The organism is Pseudomonadota bacterium (genome assembly GCA_039196715.1).
Taxonomy (GTDB): domain Bacteria; phylum Pseudomonadota; class Gammaproteobacteria; order CALCKW01; family CALCKW01; genus CALCKW01.
Genome location: JBCCUP010000074.1, coordinates 1 through 21,288 on the forward strand (window position 1 = coordinate 1; position 21,288 = coordinate 21,288).

The 21,288-nt window shown below is 66.4% G+C and carries 21 protein-coding genes and 2 pseudogenes; 13 read left to right on the forward strand and 10 right to left on the reverse strand.

The features are described from left to right. Window positions 1–42: 42 nt before the first annotated feature. Together aceK and icd are read right to left on the reverse strand one after the other, a co-directional pair. Window positions 43–1,776, reverse strand: a complete 1,734-nt coding sequence (gene aceK, locus AAGA11_18820; GenBank protein MEM9604924.1) for a bifunctional isocitrate dehydrogenase kinase/phosphatase — start codon at window positions 1,774–1,776, stop codon at window positions 43–45. Window positions 1,777–2,146: 370 nt separating this feature from the next. Further along, a pseudogene (gene icd, locus AAGA11_18825) lies at window positions 2,147–3,394 on the reverse strand (isocitrate dehydrogenase (NADP(+))). A 409-nt stretch (window positions 3,395–3,803) separates the two neighbouring features. Here icd and AAGA11_18830 point away from each other — a divergent pair. Continuing rightward, window positions 3,804–4,523, forward strand: a complete 720-nt coding sequence (locus tag AAGA11_18830) for a tellurite resistance TerB family protein (GenBank protein MEM9604925.1) — start codon at window positions 3,804–3,806, stop codon at window positions 4,521–4,523. Between the two features lie 33 nt (window positions 4,524–4,556). Here the strand turns inward: AAGA11_18830 and folB are convergent, their stop codons facing one another. Continuing rightward, the gene (gene folB, locus AAGA11_18835; protein MEM9604926.1) at window positions 4,557–4,910 is read right to left on the reverse strand and encodes a dihydroneopterin aldolase; all 354 of its coding nucleotides are present in this window, start codon (window positions 4,908–4,910) and stop codon (window positions 4,557–4,559) included. Window positions 4,911–4,947: 37 nt separating this feature from the next. Beyond that, on the reverse strand, window positions 4,948–5,682 hold the full coding sequence (locus AAGA11_18840) for a hypothetical protein (GenBank protein ID MEM9604927.1): 735 nt from the start codon (window positions 5,680–5,682) through the stop codon (window positions 4,948–4,950). A 67-nt stretch (window positions 5,683–5,749) separates the two neighbouring features. On the opposite strand from AAGA11_18840, the gene rpmB reads away from it, so the two are divergent. From rpmB to AAGA11_18855, 3 genes are all read left to right on the forward strand, one after another. Further along, window positions 5,750–5,986, forward strand: coding sequence for a 50S ribosomal protein L28 (gene rpmB / locus AAGA11_18845; protein MEM9604928.1), 237 nt, complete (start codon window positions 5,750–5,752; stop codon window positions 5,984–5,986). A 16-nt stretch (window positions 5,987–6,002) separates the two neighbouring features. Further along, window positions 6,003–6,158: a 50S ribosomal protein L33 gene (gene rpmG / locus AAGA11_18850; protein MEM9604929.1), complete on the forward strand. Its 156-nt coding sequence runs from the start codon at window positions 6,003–6,005 to the stop codon at window positions 6,156–6,158. A 190-nt stretch (window positions 6,159–6,348) separates the two neighbouring features. Beyond that, complete coding sequence (locus tag AAGA11_18855) at window positions 6,349–7,086, forward strand: DUF481 domain-containing protein (protein MEM9604930.1); 738 nt, start codon at window positions 6,349–6,351, stop codon at window positions 7,084–7,086. A 63-nt stretch (window positions 7,087–7,149) separates the two neighbouring features. On the opposite strand, the gene aqpZ is transcribed toward AAGA11_18855, so the two are convergent. Further along, complete coding sequence (gene aqpZ / locus AAGA11_18860) at window positions 7,150–7,848, reverse strand: aquaporin Z (protein MEM9604931.1); 699 nt, start codon at window positions 7,846–7,848, stop codon at window positions 7,150–7,152. A 330-nt stretch (window positions 7,849–8,178) separates the two neighbouring features. Further along, window positions 8,179–9,359 (reverse strand): annotated as a pseudogene (locus AAGA11_18865) (fatty acid desaturase). Between the two features lie 210 nt (window positions 9,360–9,569). Here AAGA11_18865 and AAGA11_18870 point away from each other — a divergent pair. The 5 genes from AAGA11_18870 to mutM all read left to right on the forward strand — a co-directional run bounded on the left by AAGA11_18870 (window position 9,570) and on the right by mutM (window position 14,351). After that, window positions 9,570–10,505 carry an ABC transporter ATP-binding protein gene (locus tag AAGA11_18870; GenBank protein MEM9604932.1) on the forward strand — a complete coding sequence of 312 codons (936 nt, stop codon included), beginning with the start codon at window positions 9,570–9,572 and terminating at the stop codon, window positions 10,503–10,505. After that, entirely contained in the window at window positions 10,502–11,242 is a 741-nt protein-coding gene (locus AAGA11_18875) for an ABC transporter permease subunit (GenBank protein MEM9604933.1), read from the forward strand. The genes AAGA11_18870 and AAGA11_18875 overlap by 4 nt, the downstream gene beginning before the upstream one ends. Next, window positions 11,239–12,552, forward strand: coding sequence for a DUF4350 domain-containing protein (locus AAGA11_18880; GenBank protein MEM9604934.1), 1,314 nt, complete (start codon window positions 11,239–11,241; stop codon window positions 12,550–12,552). The genes AAGA11_18875 and AAGA11_18880 overlap by 4 nt, the downstream gene beginning before the upstream one ends. Beyond that, window positions 12,552–13,337: a hypothetical protein gene (locus AAGA11_18885; GenBank protein MEM9604935.1), complete on the forward strand. Its 786-nt coding sequence runs from the start codon at window positions 12,552–12,554 to the stop codon at window positions 13,335–13,337. The genes AAGA11_18880 and AAGA11_18885 overlap by 1 nt, the downstream gene beginning before the upstream one ends. Window positions 13,338–13,538: 201 nt before the next feature. Continuing rightward, window positions 13,539–14,351 carry a bifunctional DNA-formamidopyrimidine glycosylase/DNA-(apurinic or apyrimidinic site) lyase gene (gene mutM, locus AAGA11_18890; protein ID MEM9604936.1) on the forward strand — a complete coding sequence of 271 codons (813 nt, stop codon included), beginning with the start codon at window positions 13,539–13,541 and terminating at the stop codon, window positions 14,349–14,351. Window positions 14,352–14,413: 62 nt separating this feature from the next. Here mutM and AAGA11_18895 read toward each other — a convergent pair whose 3' ends face one another. From AAGA11_18895 to rsmD, 4 genes are all read right to left on the reverse strand, one after another. Further along, a complete protein-coding gene (locus AAGA11_18895; protein MEM9604937.1) occupies window positions 14,414–15,265 on the reverse strand; it encodes a hypothetical protein in 852 nt (283 codons plus the stop codon). A 153-nt stretch (window positions 15,266–15,418) separates the two neighbouring features. Then, on the reverse strand, window positions 15,419–15,670 hold the full coding sequence (locus tag AAGA11_18900) for a YfhL family 4Fe-4S dicluster ferredoxin (GenBank protein ID MEM9604938.1): 252 nt from the start codon (window positions 15,668–15,670) through the stop codon (window positions 15,419–15,421). Window positions 15,671–15,677: 7 nt separating this feature from the next. Next, complete coding sequence (gene coaD / locus AAGA11_18905; GenBank protein ID MEM9604939.1) at window positions 15,678–16,169, reverse strand: pantetheine-phosphate adenylyltransferase; 492 nt, start codon at window positions 16,167–16,169, stop codon at window positions 15,678–15,680. 71 nt (window positions 16,170–16,240) lie between these two features. After that, entirely contained in the window at window positions 16,241–16,840 is a 600-nt protein-coding gene (gene rsmD / locus AAGA11_18910; GenBank protein ID MEM9604940.1) for a 16S rRNA (guanine(966)-N(2))-methyltransferase RsmD, read from the reverse strand. A gap of 45 nt (window positions 16,841–16,885) precedes the next feature. Between rsmD and ftsY the strand changes: the two genes are divergently transcribed. From ftsY to rpoH, 4 genes are all read left to right on the forward strand, one after another. Further along, on the forward strand, window positions 16,886–17,905 hold the full coding sequence (gene ftsY, locus AAGA11_18915) for a signal recognition particle-docking protein FtsY (GenBank protein ID MEM9604941.1): 1,020 nt from the start codon (window positions 16,886–16,888) through the stop codon (window positions 17,903–17,905). Beyond that, window positions 17,902–18,582, forward strand: coding sequence for an ATP-binding cassette domain-containing protein (locus tag AAGA11_18920; protein MEM9604942.1), 681 nt, complete (start codon window positions 17,902–17,904; stop codon window positions 18,580–18,582). Before ftsY ends, AAGA11_18920 begins: the two co-directional genes overlap by 4 nt. Then, a complete protein-coding gene (locus tag AAGA11_18925; GenBank protein MEM9604943.1) occupies window positions 18,579–19,505 on the forward strand; it encodes a permease-like cell division protein FtsX in 927 nt (308 codons plus the stop codon). Before AAGA11_18920 ends, AAGA11_18925 begins: the two co-directional genes overlap by 4 nt. Before the next feature lie 154 nt (window positions 19,506–19,659). Next, window positions 19,660–20,520: an RNA polymerase sigma factor RpoH gene (gene rpoH, locus AAGA11_18930; GenBank protein MEM9604944.1), complete on the forward strand. Its 861-nt coding sequence runs from the start codon at window positions 19,660–19,662 to the stop codon at window positions 20,518–20,520. Window positions 20,521–21,288 lie beyond the last annotated feature (768 nt).

A 21,288-nucleotide genomic window follows, 5' to 3' on the forward strand; every position in this document is an offset into this window, starting at 1 on the left:
AAGCAGTATTCGATACGGTTTAGTGCTCTAGTGAGCTGTTCATCACCCACCAACTCCAAAACGAGCCGAAAACCGATCCCCCACCGGATACGGAAACACATCCGGCAACCGCCCTTCCAACGCCAACTGCTTCCGCTCGTTCCAGTAGGCCGGGTCGATCAGGTCCTGGTGGTTTCGGTAGAACGCGTCGCGGCTGTCGCTGTCGGCGAAGAAGAAGCTCTCGAATTGTTCGGGAAAGACATCGCCTGATTGCACGGAGTACCAGGGTTCTGAGCTGAGTTCGTCCATCCACGGTGGCGCAGGTGGGACGTGGCGGAAATTGCATTCGGTCATGTAGACGATTTCGTCGTAGTCGTAGAACACGACGCGGCCGCTGTCGGTGACGCCGAAGTTCTTCAGCATCATGTCGCCCGGGAAGATGTTCGCGCTGGCGAGGTCACGGATGGCTTGGCCGTAGCCGTCGATGGCGGCATCGCGGTCTTCGGCGTTGGCGACGTTCATGAATTCGTTGAGCGGGATCATGCGGCGCTCGATGTAGACGTGCTTGATTATCAGCTCGTCGCCGTCGACTTCGATGCTCGAACCACAGTGTTCCTGCAGCTGGGCAAGCAGTTCGGGGTCGATACGTTCGATCGGCAGCGCCACATTCGAGTATTCGAGCGTGTCTGCGAGCCGCCCTACCCGGTCGTGGTTTTTGACGAGCTGGTACTTGCTCTTGACCTCGTCGCGGTTGGATTCCTTCGGTTGCTCGAAGCGGTCTTTGATGATTTTGAATACGAAATGCAAGGATGGCATAGTGAACACCAGCATAACCATGCCGCGAATGCCCGGCGCGACGATGAAGTTGTCCGTGCTGTAGTCGAGGTGGTGGTGCAGGTCGCGGTAGAAGAGCGTCTTACCGTACTTCTGCAGGCCGAGCAACGAATACAGTTCGAGCTTCGGCTTGACGGGCATGAGGCTTCTGAGGAACTGCACATAGGCCGAAGGCACTTCCATGTCCACCATGAAATAGGCGCGCGAGAAGCTGAACAGCCGTGAGATGGTCGCTTCGTCCGTCAAGAGGGCATCGGCAACCAACTCGCCGTCTGCGCTTTTCAGTATCGGGATCACGAAGGGCGTGACCGCGTGGCCGTTGCGCTCGCGGCCGATGATGTAGGCCGCCTTGTTGCGGAAGAACAGCGACGCCAGTGCCTGTATCTGGTGGTTCGGGTGCAGGGTTTGCCGCGCTGCGAACTTTTCTTCAAACACCCTCTCGATGAAAGCCACGTCCCGGTCGATGTCCTGCCAGGGACAGTCGAGCTCAAAGCTCTGCAGCATGTGCTTGAGCGAGGCCGTGAGGCCAAGCGATTTGGGGTACCAGGAGTTGTAGGTGCGTTGCTCGCCCTTGAGGTGCTCGGTGGAGATGGCTGGCCGGAAGAAGATGAACTCGTTCTGGTAGTAGCTGCGGTGCAGCAACCGACACACGACGGAGTTGTAAAAGGTCTCGGCGCACTCGGGCTGGCGGTGCTCGTGCAGCAGGCCAATGTAGGCGAGCTTGACCTCGGGCCAGACGGCGTCGTCCTCGACCCACTCACCGAACTGATCGGTGATGTTGGATGTGGCTTCAGCAACGCGCTCGTCGTAGAGGCGAATACGCGCGCGGTTGGCTTCACCGGTCTCAGGCCAGGCCGAGCGTTCGAAGCGGTCCTTGGCCGCCGCACTGATCTCGCGAAACATCGAGTAGTGCTTGTCGAAGCCCGCCAGGATGGTGGCGGCGATGTCGCGGGTTGGGGTCACTGGGCCAGTCCCTGAATGGGTATAGGCCCCAGTGTAATTCAGCACCCCGCAGATGCCGAGTGCAGTGCTCCATCCAACCGTAAACTACGGATTCAGCGTCCCTGTGGTGTGTCGCCGCTAGGCACAGCGTGAAGGCAATGGCGCGCCCTTGTCGAGCGCTGGAACGACGCGGCGGGACACCACAGGGGCGCCCGTAGGGTTAGCGCGTCAGCGTACACCGGCAGCGTTGCGCCTCTTGACCATAGGGTGGCTATGGCCTGCGAGACGCGCCTTGCTGTGAACGCTGACACGCTAACTGAACTCGCAGTTTATGGATGGATGGAGCACTAGACCGCGCCCCGATTGGGCACGGTCCCGCGGCTCAAGATCAGCCGTTGATCTTGGCGATCAACGCGTCGGCGAATTCCGCGGTGCCGACGGTGGTGGCGCCATCCATCTGCCGCGCGAAGTCGTAGGTGACGGTCTTGTCCTGGATGACCTGACCGAAGGCGGTCTTGATGCTGTCGGCCGCTTCCTGCCAACCGATGTGCTCGAGCATCATCACGCCCGAGAGCAGCAAGGACGAGGGGTTGACCTTGTTCTGGTTCGAGTACTTCGGCGCGGTGCCGTGGGTGGCTTCGAACACGGCAACCTCGTCGGAGATGTTTGCGCCGGGTGCAATGCCCACACCACCGACCTCGGCCGCGAGCGCATCGGAGAGGTAGTCACCGTTGAGGTTCATGGTGGCCAGCACCTCGAACTCGGCCGGGCGCAGCTGCATGAGCTGGAACATGATGTCCGCGATGCGGTCCTGGATCATGATCTTGCCTTCGGGCGTCTTGCCGCCGTGCTCTTCCCAGACGGTGGCCTCGTCAATAACGGTGTCACCGAACTCTTCCTTCGCGAGCTCGTAGCCCCAGTTGCGGAAGGCGCCTTCGGTGAATTTCATGATGTTGCCCTTGTGCACCAGGGTCACGGAGGACTTGCCGTGGTCGATCGCGTACTGGATCGCCATGCGCACAAGGCGCTTGGTGCCGAAGGCCGAGATCGGCTTGATGCCGAGGCCCGCGCCCTCGAAGAAGTCGACGCCCATCTCTTCACGCAGGAATTTCGCGAGCTTCTCGTTCTCAGCGGTGCCGGAGGCGAACTCGATGCCGCAGTAGACGTCCTCGGTGTTCTCGCGAAAGATCACGACGTCGACGTCTTCGGGCTTCTGCATCGGCGAAGGCACGCCACTGAAGTAGGTGACCGGGCGCACGCAGGCGTAGAGGTCGAGCTCCTGGCGCAGTGACACATTCAGCGAGCGGAAGCCGCCGCCGACGGGTGTGGTCAGCGGGCCCTTGATCGCGACGCGCAGCTCTTTGATGGCCTCGAGCGTCTCGGCCGGGAAGTAGTCGCCTTCGTAGAGGCCCGCGGCCTTCTCACCGAGGTACAGCTCGCACCAGTGCACCTTGCGCTGGCCGCCGTAGGCCTTGGCCACGGCCGCGTCCCAGACGCGCAGGCTCGCCTGCGTGATGTCGGGCCCGATGCCGTCGCCTTCCACGAACCCCAGGATGGGGTTGTCCGGCACGTTGAGTTTGCCGTCTTCCAGGGTGACCTTTGCGCCGCCCTCGGGAAGGGTTACGTGGGTGTATGCCATTGTTCTTGACTCTCCATGGACCGCGAGGGGTTCGCGGTTGCGTGTGTGACAACGTATTTGCTTCGGTGTTGCACTGGGTCGCGCGACGCGGGCAACACGGCCGCGTGTGGGTGGATCGCCCGCCGGTGGCCGGTGTGGAAAATCCACACCCCAACAGACGGGAACGCGCGTTCAACCGTCCATTCTACCACACCACAATGCCGCTTCCGGGGGGTTTACTGTCGCTTTTGCGTACAGTGAGAGGGGCGCACCGCGTGCTCCGAGGTTATTGGTGCGAATAGCTGACGCGAGGAGTGTGCAGCCTTCGAGCCCAACAGCCGCCGGAGCGTCGGAGCGCCAACCCGGCTTGATTTTCGGCCGGGAAACCCCAGATCTCCCTGACGATTTCGACGTGTTGGAGACGGCTTTCGTGGACGTGAATGCGATTCTGAACAGTGTCATGGGCAGCGCCGGCGCGGGCATCGACAAGGCCGTGACCACCGCCCAGTCGAGCACCATGCCGAGCGGGCTGCTCGGTGGCGCAGCGGCCGGCGGCCTCGCAGCGCTGGTGCTGTCCAACAAGAAAGCCCGCAAGATGGGCACGCAAGCCCTCAAATACGGCGGCATGGCAGCGATTGGCGGCATGGCCTACAAGGCCTGGCGCGACCACAAGGACGGCCAGGCGGCCCCCGCTGGCGGCGCCGCCGCGCCGAGCACTGCAACCAGCGCCCCACCCGCCCTGCCGGCACCCGCGGGCAGCATCTTCGACCTCGCCGCCGCGCAGCAGAACCAGGCTGGCGAGGACATGCGCCTGGTGCTGGTCCGCGCGATGATCAGCGCGGCCAAGGCCGACGGCCACATCGACGCCGACGAGCAGGCGCGCATCGAGCAGCAGATCAGCGCGCAGGGCATCGGCGCGGAGGAGCAACAGTTCCTGGTCGAGCAGCTCAACGCGCCAAGTGACCCGATTGCGATCGCGCGGCTGTCCGAGGGCGACGAGCAAGCGGCCGAGATCTACCTCGTGTCGCTGCTCGCGCTGGACCTCGACACACCTGAAGAGCGCCGCTACCTCGACCGGCTCGGCGACGCGCTGCTGTTGCCCGACGCGCTCAAGCAGCACCTCGAGCAGCAGGCACAGGCCGCGCAATAACCCCAGACGCCGTGCGGGGCAGCGGCTAGACGTCTAACGTTCGCCGCGCTCGACTTCGATCCCAACGCCCGCCGCCGCTGCCACCGCGTCGGGCTTGGTGACGCGCAGCCGTACCCAGGCGAGGCCGTAGGCGGCCATCAGCCGGCCGGCAACCTCGTCGGCCAGCGTCTCCACCAGCTCGTACTGCCCCTCGACAATCCACGCGCTCACGCTGTCGGCCACGTCGGCGTAGGAGACGGTGTCGGCGATGTCGCCCGAGGCCGCGGCGGGGCGGGTGTCGAGCGCGTAGTCCACGTCGACCAACACCTGCTGGGTCGCGATGCGCTCGGCCGGCAGGATGCCGAGGATCGCGTCGACCTGCAGCCCTCTCACAAACAGTGTGTCCACCGGCGCCCTCCCGTTCGGCCGTTGCGCGCGCACGGTATCACGCGCCCGAATCCCCCCGGTAGGCTGCCATGGCCGGGGTCGCAAGCTCGTAGTGGTGGGCGATCTGGTCGGTGTCGTAGCGGTGCCCGGCACCCACGGGGCACGCCGTGCGCGCCACGCAACCCGACGCACACTGCGATTCGGGCGCGAAGCGGTAGTCTGCGCAGGCTGACAGCGTCGGCAACTGACCCACCGTCAGCGCCGACCCCGGACAGGCCGCGATGCAGGCCTGTGTGGTGCAGTGTGCGCAGAGGTCCGGCGCGGGCACCCGTGCATCAGCCGCCGGTGCTGGGCAGTCGAGCCACCACACCGCCCGCACCGCGTGCCAGAGGCCGTAGTCCGCGTGGATACCGAGCCCGAGCGGTGACGGTTGCTGCCAGTCGAGGGTGCGCAGCAGGGCGAGCAGGTTGACGCTGCCGCCGGCAGGCGTGGGGTACGCTGCCACCCGCGGCACACCCAGCACGGCGTCGAGCACGGAGGCCGTGTGGCCCAGGCTGCCCTCGTCCATCGGGTCGGGGCTGTCGAGCGCGCCGCGGGCCTTGAGCGCGCGCCAGAAGTCGCCGCCGACATTGCAGATGACCAGCAGGCTCCCGGTGCGTGGCACCTCGTCACCCAGCCAGCACGCGGCGGGCAGCGCGGCCACGTCGCGCCAGCCCGCGATCGCCAGGCCGAGCGCCTTCAGCTCGGCGGCAACACGGTGTCCGGTCTGGGCTGGCGTAATGCTTGAATTCATCTGGGTGCTGGCTTATTCTTAACGGTTTCGCCAGATCAGACTGGCGCCATGCAATTCGGAGTGGACCATGTCCCGAGTTTGCCAAGTGACGGGCAAGCGCCCGATGACGGGCAACAACGTCTCGCACGCCAACAATAAAACACGGCGTCGGTTTTTGCCCAACCTGCACACCCACCGTTTCTTCGTCGAGAGCGAAAACCGCTGGGTCAGCCTGCGCGTGAGCTCCAAGGGCATGCGCATCATCGACAAGAAAGGCATCGACTCCGTGCTCGCAGACATGCGCGCCCGGGGCGAACGCGTCTGAACCGGAGGGTAGCCGCATGCGTGACAAGATTCGTCTGAACTCGACCGCCGGTACGGGTCACTTCTACACCACGACCAAGAACAAGCGGACCATGACTGAGAAGATGGAGATCAAGAAGTTCGATCCCGTCGTCCGCAAGCACGTGATGTACAAGGAAGGCAAGATCAAGTAAGCCGACCGCACGTCCGCGAAAAGCCCGGCACACGCCGGGTTTTTTTGTGCCTGTCCTTCCACCTTGCAACGCCGTCTTGTGCCCGATGTCAGCTCGGACAGAAAACCCATGACAGGCCTGAAACCCCGGTCTTTCGCCCAGCCTGCTGCTCTACGCTTGCCCTCCCTTTTTCGTGAAGCACAGAACAGCCATGAAGACTTTCCTGATTCCCCTCGCACTCGCCACCGCGTGTGGCTCCGCCTACGCCGAGTGGAGCGGTACCGCGTCCCTCGGTGCCAGCCTTGCCGGCGGCAACTCGGAGGCCGAGAGCATCTCAGGCGCACTGCGCCTGAGCACGACGCGCGGCAAGTGGGAGCACACCGTGTTTGGCGACATCCTCAAGGGCGAGGCGACGGTTATCACCAACAACCCCGACGGTTCCCGCACCCTCTCGACGCAGTCGACCGCCGACCGCCTCGCGGTGGGCTACCAGCCGAAGTACTTCTGGCGTGAGGACACTTACCTGTTCGGCGTGCTGGACTGGAACCAGGACAAGCCCGCCGACATCGACAGCCGCACGACACAGGTGCTCGGCGTGGGCCACCAGTTCTGGACCACCAACACCGCGAGCTTCAGCGCCGAGCTCGGCATCGGTGGCAAGCAGACCGAGTTTGTCTCGGCCACCGCCGACACCGACGAGGCGATCACCTACCTTGCGGCGAACTACCTCAACCGCATCAGCGAGGAGACCACGATCAACGCCGACCTGCGCGCGGACATTGGCAGCGACAACACCGCGACCGACCTCGGCCTCGGCGTGTCGCACGCGCTCTCCGAGCGTGCTGCGCTTAAGGTGAGCTACCTGATCCGCAACAACAGCGACATCGTTGGCTCGCTCGGCGAGAAGACCGACACGGTGCTCGGCATCAGCCTGGTCAGCGACCTCTGATTCCGCGGCACACACGAAAACGGGCAGCCCGAGGGCTGCCCGGTTTTTGTGCCGTGGCCGGATTCAGGCGGCTTCGGCCTCACCCGACATCACACTGCGATAGACGAACGCACCGATGGCCGCGCCAACAATCGGCGCCACCCAGAACAGCCAGAGCTGCGTGATCGCCCAGTCGCCAGCAAAGAGCGCCACACCGGTGCTGCGCGCCGGGTTCACCGAGGTGTTGGTCACCGGGATACTGATCAGGTGGATCAGCGTCAGGCCGAGGCCGATCGCGATCGGCGCGAAGCCCGCCGGCGCCCGTCCGTCGGTCGCGCCCATGATGATGAAGAGAAACATCGCGGTCATCACCACTTCACACACCAGCGCCGCCATGAGGCCGTAGCCGCCGGGCGAGTGTTCGCCGTAGCCGTTCGAGGCGAAGCCGCCGGCGAGGTCGAAGCCCGACGCGCCACTGGCAATCAGGTAGAGCACCGACGCGCCGAGCACGCCGCCGACGACCTGCGCGCCGATGTAGGGCGCCAGCTGGCTGGCCGGGAAACGACCGCCAACTATCAGGCCGATCGAGACCGCCGGGTTCAGGTGGCAACCGGACACGTGGCCAATGGCGTAGGCCATCGTCATGACCGTCAGGCCGAAGGCGAGCGACACGCCGAGCAGGCCGATGCCGACATCAGGGAACGCCGCTGCAAGCACGGCACTGCCACAGCCGCCGAGCACGAGCCAGAAGGTGCCAACGCACTCTGCCAGGTATTTGTTCATCATTCTCTCCAGTGAACACGCGTGATTACGTGCCCCCAGCCTAGAGAGTGTCCCTGCGTGCCAACCATGAGGCGTTGTCCATGTTGGGCGCGCTGGGATGGGGCTTGTCATATCGACCTGAGACGTTCTACCCCTTGAACGCAGGAAACCTCGGTTTTTCGCGCAGAAAACCGGGCTTTCAGGCAAATGGGTGTAGGTGCCAGCGAACTATGACAACTGCGACATCTTGCGCGCCGCACTGACGCACCCCGAGGTCATGCACGGTGTGCCAGCAACTCGGGAACTCCGGCCGGATTGGTGAGGAGTGCCCCTGCCGCGGCAACGCGGGCGTCAGACCCGCGCCGGTTGCAGCGAGTAACCGCGCAGGCGCACGGCAAACTCTTCGAGCGCTTCGATGCCGCTGTTCTCGGCTTCGCGGCACCACTCCTGAAGGGCCTGCACCAGGCGCTCGTTGCTCGCGCTTGCGATCTGCCAGATCTCGGCGAAGCGCTCTCGGGCTTCGTAGACAGTGCGCAAGGCATCGAACTCGCTCAGTACGTTCTGCAGTCGCGCGCGCGCGGCGTCGTCGAGGAAGGCGTCGACGTCGATCAGCGCCGAGCGCGCCCGGCGCAGCTCGCCACGTGCCTGTTTGCCGGCCTGCACCACGGTCTCACGGTGCACCGGCTTGATCACGCGCGAGGCGTAGTGCTCCATCACGTGCAGTTTGCTCGCAACAATGGCCTTGACGTGTCGAGGTCGATCGCGGTCTTGCTCTGGTCGTAGACCGGTGTCGGCGCAACGCGCCGCACCTTGGCGAGGCCGAGCCAGCAGAAAAGCCGAATGTAGAGCCAACCGAGGTCGAACTCCCACGGCCGGATGGAAAACTTCGCCGACGACGGGTAGGCGTGGTGGTTGTTGTGCAATTCCTCACCGACGATCACCACACCCCAGGGCACGACATTGGTCGAAGCGTCTTCGGACTCGTAGTTGCGGTAGCCCGAGTGGTGGCCAATGCCGTTGATCACGCCCGCGGCGAGCACCGGGATGCAGAGCATCTGCACCGCCCAGGTGCTGAACCCGAGCAGGCCGAAAAGCGCGAGGTTCACGAGCAACATCACCACGATGCCGAGCCACAGGTGCGGGGTGTAGAGTTTGCGCTCGATCCAGTCGGTCGGGCAGCCGCGACCGTACTTCTCGATGGTCTCCTGCTTGGCCGCCTCGTGGGCATAGAGTTCGGCGCCGCGCAACAGCACCTCCTGCAGCCCGTAGACCATCGGGCTGTGGGGGTCATCTTCGGTTTCACAGTGCGCGTGGTGCTTTCTGTGTACCGCCACCCATTCGACGGTGCGCATGCCCGTCGCCGCCCAGAGGATGAAGCGGAAGACGTGCGCGAGCGCGGGATGCAGCTCGATCGCCCGGTGCGCCATGGCGCGGTGCAGGTAGATGGTGACCGACATGAGAGTCAGGTGCGCCACCAGCACCGTGAATCCGATCAGTTGCCAGAGCGAGCCTTCGAGTACCCCTTGCCACATGTGTTCTGTTTTCCGTTGTGGGCCGTGTCGACCGTGTCAGCGAAGAACGCGTCGCAACGCGTTCGGCAGCGCGCATGGTGCCGCAAATTTAGTTTGGATGCTTACACAGCTTTTGCACGCGGGCCCGGGTGGCCAATTCCTTGCAGTTGCGGCAAGGCAGAGACAACTTTTTGCCACGTAGGGCGAAAGGCCTGCGGAGGAAGGACGGCCATGGCAGATCCCCGTACACAGTCCGTACCACTGATCGTCAAAAACGTGACGATCCAGCGCGGCCGCACACGTGTGGTCGAGGCCGCCAGCCTGCGGCTCAAGCACGGCGACGTACTCGGGCTGATCGGCTGCAACGGCGCCGGCAAATCCACCACCCTCGCCTGCCTCGCGGGCCTGATCGCGCCGGCGTCTGGCGAGATCACGGTCGCAGGCGCCGACCTCCTGGCCGACCCGACCACCGCCAAGCATCATATCGGCTACCTGCCCGACCCGCCCGCGCTGCACGACGAACTCAGCGTGCGCCGCCACCTGCTCGCAATCGCCGCGCTGCAGCGCATCGCACGGGCCGAGCGGGCTGCCGCCGTCGAGCAGGCGCTCGAACGCGTCGGCCTCGACGCGGTGGCCTCGCGGCGCATCGGTGCGCTTTCGCAGGGCTACCGCCAACGCGTTGGGCTCGCCCAGGCCATCGTGCATCGGCCTGCACTCGTCCTGCTGGATGAGCCCACCAACGGCCTCGACCTCGACCAGCAAGCGGCCTTCGCCGAGACCGTGCAGCGACTTGCCAAGGACGCTGCCGTCATCCTCAGCAGCCACCACATGAGCGACATCCGCGCCTGCTGCAACCGCCTGGCGCTGCTCGACAACGGCGCGCTGGTGACGCAGCCGACGCGCGACCGGGGCGACACACCCGAGACGCACTACATCCGCCTGCAGCAGCCTGTCACTGCGGCTGAGCTCTTGAGCCTGCCAGTGATCTCCGACGTCGCCGCCCACCAGGCGGGTTGGTTGGTCTCCGTGCGCGGCGACGCCAGCGAGCTCAGCGCGTTGTTGGTCGACCGCGGCTGGGGCCTGTTGCAGTTGTCCGCCCCACCCCAGGCAAGCGCGTGCGCACCTGACGCATCGACCACCGCAGGCGAAGTGGAGGCGGTCGCATGATCAGCGTGCTGCAGTTGGAACTTGCGCGGGCGCTGCGAACCCCCGGTATCTGGGTGATTGCTGCCGCGCTGCAGTGCGTGTTCGCCTGGTACAGCCTGCACGCGCTCGAGTCCTACATCGAACTGGCGCCCCGGCTCAGCGCCGCAAGCAACGCACCGGGCCTCAGCACCTGGCTGCTCGCACGCTACTGCCTGCCGGCGACCTTCGCCGCGATGCTGGCGGTGCCGGTGCTCACCATGCAACGCGTGGCGGGCGACCGTCAGAGCGGTGCGTTGTCGTGCCTCTTGGCAGCACCGATCAACGGTTTCTCGATCGCGGCCGGCAAGTTCGCGGCGCTCGCCGTGCTGCTCGCCGGCCTGACCACGCTGTCGCTGCTGAACGTCGCCGTGCAACTCAGCGTCGCCCCACTCGATCTCCAGGCGCTGGTGTATGCGCACGCCTGCCAATACCTCTTTCTGCTCGCCTGCACCGGCATCGGCCTCGTGTGCAGCACCTGGTGCCGCTCGCCGCAGGTTGCCGCCTTCTGCACGGCCGCCAGTCTGATGTTGCTCTGGCTGTTGAGCCAGGGCGGCGACTCGCTGTTTGCGGCCTTCTCGCTCGGCCAGCACATCTCCCGCGCGATGGCCGGTGTGCTGCACACCGGCGACATCGTCTACTTTTTGGCCATTGTTGGCGTCAGCCTCGCCGTCACCGCGCGCGCGCTCGACAACGACCGCGTCTTCGGAGACCGTGCATGAACCTCGCTGGCCGCTTCGACAACCTGGTGTACCACGCGCTGCTGGTGGCGTGCCTGTGCGCGGCCACGCTGCTCGGCAGCCACTACGCGGTCACCCGCGACATGACCCACGACGGGCGCAACTCGCTCGGCCCACAGAGCGCCGCGGTGGTCGCGCGCATCGACCAGCCGGTGACCATCGAGGTCTATGCCGGTCGCGGCAACCTGCTTGTGCAGGCGGCCGAGGACCTCGTCGCGCGCTACGCGCGTGCGAACCCGCTCGTGCAGTTCAGGCACATCGACATCGACCGCGACCCGAACATTGCGCGCGAACTCGAGATCAGCGGGCACGGCGACATCGTCGTCAAGATGGGCGAGCGGCGTCGGCGCACGCAGGCACTGACCGAGTCCGCGGTGACCGGCGCGCTGGAGTCGCTGTTGCTCGGTGAGCACCGACGTGCGGTGTTCGTCACCGGCCACGGCGAACGCCGGGCCGACGGCATCGCAAACCACGACTACGGCGAATTCAGCAAACGCCTGCAAGAGCGGGGTTACGAGATCAGCGCACACAACCTGCAACTTGGCGAACTCGCCGTCGAGCCGGGCGACGTGCTGGTGGTGGCAAGCGCACAGACCGCCTGGCAATCCGTTGAAACCGACCGCATCGCGGCCTACCTCGCCGAGGGGGGCGACGTGCTCTGGCTGCTCGACGAGCACGGGCCGGCCAGCGAGGCGCTGGCACGCATCACAGGATTGACCCCACTCCCCGGGGTGATCGTCGACGCTGCGAGCGAGGCGCTCAGCTTGCCGCAGCCGGACTTCGCTGTGGTCTCGGAGTACGGCGCACACCCGCATGTCACGGGCATGGACGGTATCAGCCTGTTTCCGCGCGCGATCGCCTTCAGCGACGCGTCGCTGCAGCCTGCGTGGCAGGCTCGCGCGCTGTTGCAGAGCACCGCGCGCAGCTGGAACGAGACCGGCGAGATCGCCGGGCGCATCGCCCCAACCGACCCGGGTGAAGAGACCGGCCCGCTGACGTTTGGCTGGCAGCTCACGCACACCGCCGGCCGTGGCAGCCTCAACGTGATCGGCGACGGCGACTTCCTCGCCAACAGCTGGCTCGGTAACGGCGTCAACCTCGCCCTTGGCGAGCGCCTGTTCGACGCGCTGGCGACCGAGACACCGCTCACCGTCCCCCCACCCCCGGCACGCGACCGCCAGGTCAACGTGACCCGGGCCCAGGGCCTCTGGCTCGGCGGGGTGCTGTTCGGTGCGCTGCCGTTGCTGCTCTCGACCGTCGCCTTCGTCGTCTGGCGGCGGCAGGTGGCCTGATGTTTCGTGTGAACCGACGCCACCCGCACGCGCGCAAGCGCGCGGCAACCAATGTCGTGATGTTCGTCGGCCTCGGCGCGCTGGCGCTCGTTGCCTGGTACGACATCAACGGCGAGCTGCCAAACCGCCGCGCACCGTCACAGCAACACACGGTGCAAGCGCTGAACCTCGTGCGCGCGGACGGCAGCACCTTTGCCTTCGAACGTGACAGCGCGGGGTGGCGTCTGGTGCGACCGGTGCGAGCCGCTGCACGCGCCTCGCGGGTCGACACGTTGGTCGCCCTGATCGACACGCCCACCGACGACGGCTATGCCGTGCAGGACGTCAACCTCGACTCGACCGGCCTCGCGCAACCGCGCGTGCGGATGCGCCTCGGCGAAGACCTCGCGGTGTTTTTCGGCGCGACCGAGCCGCTCTCCGGCCGGCGGTACATCCAGATCGAGGACCGCGTGGTGCTGCTCGAAGACCAGCACGTGCCACTGATCGAGGGCGGGCTGAACGCCTTCGCCGACCCGAAACTGATCGACGCGACGGTCGACCGCGTCGCTCTTGCCGACAGCGCCGGCGACGCCGAGGCGTGGGAGAACGCGACCGCGCTCGGTGTGCGCCCGCACCAGGACGCCGTGCCGACCGACGCGCTCGACATCGAAGTCGAATCCGCAGGCACAACACAAGCCTGGTCAGCCTGGCAGGACGACGCGCTGGTGGCACTCTACCGCGACGGCGACGAGATCCACTACTTGATCAGTCAGACCCAAGCCGCCAAACTCGGGATTTCCCTCTAACAGGATGCTGAAAACCTACTGCGAAACCCAATTGCTTCGTTGCTGTCGCTCCGGCGCACCGGCTGCTCGGACCTCGCCTATCCGCCGGTATGCCGGACCATTGATATGTCTCGGCCTCTGCCGGGGCGCCGGACCGGCTGCTCGCGCCTCGCACTTGGTTTTCTCGCTACGCTTTTCAGCACCCTGATAAGGCGACCCGCCGTGCCCGAACTGCCCGAAGTCGAAACCACACGACGTGGCATCGAGCCGTGGCTGGTCGGTGCCGCCGTGACCGACTTCGCGGTTCACCAACGCCAGTTGCGCTGGCCGGTGCCCGAGGCGCTTGACGCCCTCGTCGGCGCGCGCGTGCGGGCGGTGACCCGCCGCGCCAAGTACCTCCTGATCGACACACTGCCCGGCACCGCGATCGTGCACCTCGGCATGTCGGGCAGCCTGCGGGTCTACCGCGGCGACGAGGCGCTGCGCAAACACGACCACGTCGACCTCAAACTCGACAACGGCCACGGGCTCCGTTTCCACGACCCGCGCCGCTTCGGCAGTTGGCTGTGGCAAGCGGCCGGCGCCCCGCTGCACCCGCGCCTCGCCTCGCTCGGGCCCGAGCCCTTCGAGGCCGCCTTCTCACCCACACGCCTCTTTGAACGCTCGCGTGGCAGCAAGGCGCCAGTCAAGACCTTCATCATGAACAATGCAACCGTGGTGGGCGTGGGCAACATCTACGCGAGCGAGGCCCTGTACCGCGCGGGGGTGCGGCCCGGGCGCGCGGCGGGCCGGGTGACCCGGCGCGAATACGCAGCGCTGCACGAGGCGATTGTCACGGTGTTGCAGGCGGCCATCCAGCAAGGTGGCACGACGCTCCGCGACTTTCTCAACAGCGACGGCGAACCGGGCTATTTCGCGCAGTCGTTGAACGTGTACGGCCGCGCGGGCGAGCCCTGCCACCGCTGTGGCAGCACGGTCTCGTCACGGGTGATCGGGCAGCGCTCGACCTTTTGGTGCCGCGAATGCCAGCGCTAGGTCGCGTGGCCTGACGCACACGCGGCCGTCCGGGGCTTCGGCGGTCGGACGGCGTTACACCCCTACGGTGTGATCTTGGCTGCGCCGCTCGCGTCGTAGGTGATCAGGCTGTCCGAGGCGGCAGCGGTGCTTGCCGGCGGCACCTCGGTGTCGAGCGTTTCGGCCTCGGAGGCCGGGTTGAACAGCTTGCGGAAGAAGGCCTTGACGCGGCTCTCCTTCTCCGCCGGCTCGCGCGTCAGCGCGCCGGTTGCCGGCGTGTAGGGCTCGGGCTTCTTCTGCAGCAGCGCGGCGCGGCGCGGCGCGTTCGGCTTCGCGAGGTCCATGCGGATGCCGAGCCGGAGGTGCGTGCCGTCGTCGATCATGAGTTCGGCGTTGGCGCTGACCTTCGGGTTGAGGTCGACCAGCAGCCCGGCCCGCACCGCCGGTGAGCCGATGTCATCGACCGCCACCTGGGCGCCACCGTAGGCCTCGTTGACCGCGTAGCGTGTGCTGCCGATCGGCTGGTAGAGGTTGCGGCGCAACTGCCCCGAGAGCAGCAGCGCCGTGTCGCTGTCGTCGACCCCGCCGCCACTGACGTCGACGTTCGCCAGCGAGAGGCCGAAGTCGGCGTCGGTCTCGGTCATCTGCTGCAGTTCGAAGTAGTAGCGCGTGCCGAGCTCGATGCGGCGTGAGTCGACGTCGACGCCGTTGACGTCGGCCGAAGGCAAGGTGAGCCGCCCGGTGACCGCGACGTTGCTCGCGATCGGCATCGAGCCGTCGAGGTCAAAGCCCGCGAAGTCGTCCGGCTGGTCGACGTAGCCGGCCTGGAAATACTCGTACCGAGCCGCGTGCGGTTTCACCTCGTCGAACAACCCGGCCATCGCCAGGGGCGCCCAGACAGTGCCAAGAACCACAGCCCACGCTGAATGCTTCATAGTGCTCACCCGTGTCACGTTCAGCCCGTAACCGACGGCCGGTCACGGGGCAGTCGAGGTGCGCTAGCACCCTTGAACGGGACCGATCAGCACGACGCAGTCCCGCCACTTGCACTAAGCGTAGTTGCTCCTGGGCGAAGTGACAGGATTCTGTCAGTTCGAAAACGTTAATTTTTCGAACTTTTCGCGCAATTGCCCCGGTGTTTCGATCACATCGGGGTTCACCGGGATGCAATCGACCGGGCAGACGGTCTGGCACTGCGGTTTGTCGAAGTGGCCGACGCACTCGGTACACAGCGAGGGCGTGATCATGTAGTACTCCTCACCCAGGCTGATCGCCTCGTTCGGGCACTCCGGCTCGCACAAGTCGCAGTTGATGCAGTGGTCGGTGATGAACAGCGCCATGGCGGCACTAGCGCCGCCGCGGGCCGTACACGAGGCCGAGCGCCTCGACCACCGGCGGGTCGACGAAGTCGCTGACGTCGCCGCCGTGCAGCGAGATCTCGCGCACCATGCTCGAGGACAGAAAGGCGTACTCCTGACTCGCTGCGATGAAGACGGTTTCGATGTCGGGTGCCATGCGGCGGTTCAGGTGGGCGAGCTGCACTTCGTATTCGAAGTCGCCGATCGCCCGCAGCCCGCGGATCACGATGCGCGACTTCTGCGAGCGCACGAAGTCGACCAGCAGGCCCGAGAACTCGACCACCGAAACGTTGTCGATCGGCGCGAGCACGTCTTCGGCCAGCGCTTTGCGCTCGCCGAGCGAAAACGCCGGATCCTTGCGCTCGCTCGCCGCCACCGCGAGGATCACGTGGTCGAACATCGCCGCAGCCCGCGACGCCACGTCGACATGGCCTCGGGTGATCGGGTCGAATGTGCCGGGGTAGACGGCCAGTGTGCTCATGGTATGCAGTCGCTAACGCTGTCGCAGCGGCACATCATGCCGCAGGCCGTGGCGTCTGAAAACCCACTTGTTCAGGGTGCTGCAGGATCGCTCGCAGACATGCAATAGAGTGCATAGGACGCGTCTCCCGCGCGCCCGCTGCGGTGCCGGTGCCAGCGTTGCGGAAGCGCCACAGCCGCGCTGCCGGTCCGCTGTTCGTGATACACCCAGCCGCCAGGCACCACGCGCGCGTCGACCGCCGCGAGCAGCTCGGCCGACGCCGGATCGTCGAAGGGCGGATCGAGGAAGACGAGGTGCCAGGGGCCATCGTGCGCGGCGAGAAAGGCCTCGGCGTCCACACAGTGGCAACGGAACGTCTCTGCAGCCTGCTCGCCCGCCAGCGTCGCGGTGGCCTCGCCGAGCGCCCGCGCGACGCGCGGGTGGCGGTCGACCAGCGTCACGTGCGCCGCACCGCGCGACGCCGCCTCGATGCCGAGCGCGCCGGAACCGGCGAAGAGGTCGAGGCACCGCGCACCGTGCAACTCTCCCTGCAGCCAATTGAACAGTTGCTCTCGCACCCGGTCGGCGGTGGGCCGCAACCCGGCGACCGCGTCGAAGCCGAGCTGCCGACCGCGCCAGGCGCCCCCGATCACACGGACCCGCCCCGTGCCTCGCGCGCGCTCAGCGGCCACTGCAACTACCCGGGTAATTCATGCACATGCGCGTTAACATACGGTATCGCCCGGTGCCCGCACAACGGCGCACCCCTGCCCCACTCGGACCCCGTGATGAAGCTGTTCAGTTTCCTGCGTTCGCGCAAGCGTGACACCGAACCGTCTGAACAAACCGGCGCCCCGCTTGAGAAGAAACTCGAAAAAACCGGTAGCCGCTTGCGGCTCGGCCTGCTCGATCGCCTGCTTGGCCGCTCGGCGCTCGACGAGGACCTGATCGAGGAACTCGAGACCGAACTGCTGATGGCCGACGTCGGCGTCGAGACCGCCGGCGCGCTGATGACCGACCTGCGCGAACGCGCCAAGCAGGGCGACGCAAACAAGAGCCTGCGCGACCACCTTGCCGACGGCCTCGTGGCCCGGCTCGACCCGGTTGAGCAACCGCTCGAAATCGAACAGGCCAACCCCTACGTGATCCTGGTCGTCGGTGTGAACGGCTCGGGCAAGACCACCACCATCGGCAAACTCGCCCAGCAACTGCAACGCGGCGGGCTCTCGGTGATGCTCGCCGCGGGCGACACTTTCCGCGCCGCAGCCGTCGAGCAATTGCAAGCCTGGGGCGAGCGCAATCAGGTGCCCGTGATCGCCCAGGGCGCAGGCGCGGACGCCGCCTCGGTGATTTTCGACGCGGTGAGTGCCGCGCGTGCACGCAACGTCGACGTGTTGATCGCCGACACAGCCGGCCGACTGCAGACCCAGTCCAATCTCATGGACGAGCTCAGCAAGGTGCTGCGGGTGATCCGCAAACTCGACGAGAGCGCGCCGCACGAGGTGCTGCTGGTGCTCGACGGCAGCACCGGCCAGAACGCGCTGAGCCAGGCGACCCAGTTCCACGCAGCTGCGGGCGTCAGCGGTGTGGTGGTCACCAAGCTCGACGGGACCGCCAAGGGCGGCATCGTGTTCGCACTCGCCCATCAGCTCAAGCTGCCGGTGCGTTTCATCGGCGTCGGTGAGGGCATCGACGATCTCCGGCCGTTCCAGGCGCGCGAGTTCGTCGACGCGCTGCTCGGGGACAGCGCGGGGTGATCCGCTTCGAGCACGTGTCAGTGCGCTACGCCGCGAGCGCAGCCCCGGCGCTGAGCGACGTCAGCTTCGAGATGCCGGCCGGCGCCATGGGCTTTCTGACCGGCCCGTCGGGCGCCGGCAAGAGCACGCTGATCAAACTGTGCAACGCCGTGGTGCTGCCGTCCGGCGGGCGGGTGACCGTGGGCGAGCAGGACCTCGCCGCCCTCGACCGTCAAACCCTGCCCGGCTTTCGCCGCCAGATCGGCACGGTCTACCAGAACAACACGCTGCTGGACGACCGCAACGTCCACGACAACGTGGCGCTGCCGCTCGACCTCGTCGGCATGGCGCGCGCCGACGCAGACCCGCGCGTGCGCGCGGCGTTGGAGAAGGTCGGCCTCGGGCACGCCGCGCACAGCGCACCGAGCCACCTCTCGGGCGGCGAGCAACAACGCGTCGCAATTGCCCGTGCGGTGGTCAGCCGGCCCGCCGTGCTGATTGCCGACGAACCCACAGGCAACCTCGACCGCGAACTCTCGCGCGAGATCATGCGGCTGTTCTGGGAGCTGAACCAGGTGGGCGTGACGGTGCTGGTGGCAACCCACGACGAGTACATGGTCGAGCAGATGGAGATGCCCGTGATCACACTCGAGGCCGGCACGCTCACCCACAACGGCTTTGAGGTCGAAGCCGCGTGAACAGCAGGGTGTCCGTTCACGGCCGCACGCTGCTGCGCCACACGCGCACGGCCCTGCAGCGCATGCAACTCCGCCTCGCGAGTGTCGCCGGTGCCACCGCCTGCACCGCGCTTGCGCTCGCCTTGCCGACGGTGCTGTTGCTGCTGGTCGGCAACGTCGGCGAGCTGGTGCGCGATTGGCGGGACAACCACACCCTGTCGGTCTACCTCGACCCGGCCCTCGAGGACGCCGACGGCGACGCGTTGGCGGATCAGTGGCAGGTGCTCGAATCGGTGGCGGACGCGCGGGTCATCACCCGTGCGCAGGCGGCACGCGAGTTCGGCGAGGCGACCGGCGCCGGCGACCTGATCACCGCACTCGGCGAGAACCCGCTGCCGGTGGTGGTGCAGCTCTGGCCAGCGCGGGGCTTTGCCGACACTGGCTCGGTGCGGGCGCTCTCTGACATCATCGCCCACACCCCCGGGGTCGATGACATCGATCTCGACATCACCTGGCTCGAGCGCGCGGACGCGGTGCTGAACACCCTGACGCGCGGCGCGGCTGTGATCAGCACCCTGCTCGCGCTGATCGCCGTGGCGCTGATCGGCAGCAGCGTGCGCCAGCAGGTCAGCGCACACGCCGAGGAAATCGCGCTGAGCAAGCTGCTCGGCGCAACCGACAGCGCTCTGCGCACCCCGTTTCTGCTCTCGGGCGCGATCATGGGGCTGCTCGCGGGCCTCCTGGCACTCGCCGTCACGGCGGGCGTGCAGGCGGTGCTGGCCGAACCGATCGGGGCGCTCGCCGCGACCTACCAGAGCCGTTTCCAGCTCCAGCCGATTGGCGCAGGCCTCGGCCTCGCGTTGGCCACCGGTGCCGCCGTAATCGGTGCGCTGGGTGCCGCGGTCGCGATCGAGCTGCGCCTGCGCCAGATCCAGCCTGACTAGCGGGCACCTCGAAACCACTATAAATCAATGATATAGAGCCCGGTATAGGCCAACTGGAGACGATCTTGCCTCCAAAAGGGGGAACTTCTGTCGTTATTAGCACTCATAATCGGAGAGTGCTAAAATCAACCCGACACTTGCTCAGGAGTTGGCCATGACAACTGCCTTGATGACCCAATCCCCCGGCGGCCTCCCGGCTGTCGGCACCGACCTTGGCGGCTACTTTTCACGCATCGCCGATATCCCTGTGCTCAGCGCAGAGGAAGAGCGGGCGTTGGCAGAGCGGCTCCACACCGACAACGACCTCGAGGCAGCGCGCCAGCTGATCCTGTCGCAGCTGCGTTTCGTGGTGCACATCGCCCGCGGCTACAACGGCTACGGTCTGCCGCTGGCCGACCTGGTGCAGGAAGGCAACATCGGTCTGATGAAAGCGGTCAAGCGCTTCGACCCGAGCGTCGGCGTGCGCCTGATCTCCTTCGCCGTGCACTGGATCAAGGCCGAGATTCACGAGTACGTGATCCGCAACTGGCGCATCGTCAAGATCGCGACCACCAAGGCGCAGCGCAAACTGTTCTTCCGGCTGCGCAGCAGCAAGAAGCGCCTCGGCTGGTTCAACAACGCCGAAGTCGACGCGGTCGCGAACGACCTCGGCGTGACGCCGGCACAGGTGCTGGAGATGGAACGCCGTCTGGCGAGCCACGACGCGGCCTTCGACGGTCACTCCGACGACGAGGACACCATGACACCGGCGCCTGCACAGTACCTGCGCCAGGAGAACGCCGACCCGGCGGCACTGATCGAAGCCGAGGACAGCGAGAGCGACCAGCACGCGCGCCTGGGCGATGCGATGGCCGACCTCGACGACCGCAGCCGTGACATCGTCACACGCCGCTGGCTGGCCGAGGACAAGTCGACGCTGCAGGACCTCGCCAGCGAGTACGGCGTGTCGGCGGAGCGCATTCGCCAGATCGAGAAGAACGCGATGCTGAAAATGCGCAAGGCGATGGCCGCCTGAGGCCAGCGCAACCCCGGAAAAGCCCGCGACTCCCGCGGGCTTTTTTGTGTCCTGTGATGAGGTCAACACCGCTTTCGCGCCATCTTGGCTACGGCGAGGATGACGCTCCCACGGGGCCAGTGGAACCTCTCTACCCCGGGGGACGCGGGCTCCGCGGAGCGGACCCGGGCGAAGCGATGCCGAATCGGGCCACATGGCTTTCGCGCCATCTTGGCCTTGCCAAGGATGACGCTCCCACGGGGCCAGTGGCACCTCTCTACCCCGTGGGAGCGCGGGCGCTGCGAAGCGGACCCGGGCGAAGCCGTGCCGATACTGGCCACACCGCCTTCGCGCCATCTTGGCTTTGCCAAGGATGACGCTCCCACGGGGCCGTTGGAACCTCACCCCCCTGTGGGAGCGCGGGCTCTGCGAAGCAGACCCGGGCGAAGCGATGCCGAGCCTCACCACATCGCCTTCGCGCCATCTTGGCTTTGCCAAGGATGACGCTCCCACGGGGCCGGTGGCACCTCACTCCCCTGTGGGAGCGCGGGCTCCGCGGAGCGGACCCGGGCGAAGCGATGCCGAATCGGGCCACATGGCTTTCGCGCCATCTTGGCTTTGCCAAGGATGACGCTCCCACGGGGCCAGTGGCACCTCTGTCCCGTGTGGGAGCGCGGGCTCCGCGAAGCGGACCCGGGCGAAGCGATGCCGAGCCTCACCACATCGCCTTCGCGCCATCTTGGCTTTGCCAAGGATGACGCTCCCACGGGGCCGGTGGCACCTCACTCC

Coding starts and splice junctions, on each gene's coding strand:
- AAGA11_18840 (MEM9604927.1), bottom strand. CDS start 5,682: ATGAATTCAAGCATTACGCCAGCCCAGACCGGACACCGTGTTGCCGCC.
- rpmB (MEM9604928.1), top strand. CDS start 5,750: ATGTCCCGAGTTTGCCAAGTGACGGGCAAGCGCCCGATGACGGGCAAC.
- rpmG (MEM9604929.1), top strand. CDS start 6,003: ATGCGTGACAAGATTCGTCTGAACTCGACCGCCGGTACGGGTCACTTC.
- AAGA11_18855 (MEM9604930.1), top strand. CDS start 6,349: ATGAAGACTTTCCTGATTCCCCTCGCACTCGCCACCGCGTGTGGCTCC.
- aqpZ (MEM9604931.1), bottom strand. CDS start 7,848: ATGAACAAATACCTGGCAGAGTGCGTTGGCACCTTCTGGCTCGTGCTC.
- AAGA11_18870 (MEM9604932.1), top strand. CDS start 9,570: ATGGCAGATCCCCGTACACAGTCCGTACCACTGATCGTCAAAAACGTG.
- AAGA11_18875 (MEM9604933.1), top strand. CDS start 10,502: ATGATCAGCGTGCTGCAGTTGGAACTTGCGCGGGCGCTGCGAACCCCC.
- AAGA11_18880 (MEM9604934.1), top strand. CDS start 11,239: ATGAACCTCGCTGGCCGCTTCGACAACCTGGTGTACCACGCGCTGCTG.
- AAGA11_18885 (MEM9604935.1), top strand. CDS start 12,552: ATGTTTCGTGTGAACCGACGCCACCCGCACGCGCGCAAGCGCGCGGCA.
- AAGA11_18895 (MEM9604937.1), bottom strand. CDS start 15,265: ATGAAGCATTCAGCGTGGGCTGTGGTTCTTGGCACTGTCTGGGCGCCC.
- AAGA11_18900 (MEM9604938.1), bottom strand. CDS start 15,670: ATGGCGCTGTTCATCACCGACCACTGCATCAACTGCGACTTGTGCGAG.
- coaD (MEM9604939.1), bottom strand. CDS start 16,169: ATGAGCACACTGGCCGTCTACCCCGGCACATTCGACCCGATCACCCGA.
- rpoH (MEM9604944.1), top strand. CDS start 19,660: ATGACAACTGCCTTGATGACCCAATCCCCCGGCGGCCTCCCGGCTGTC.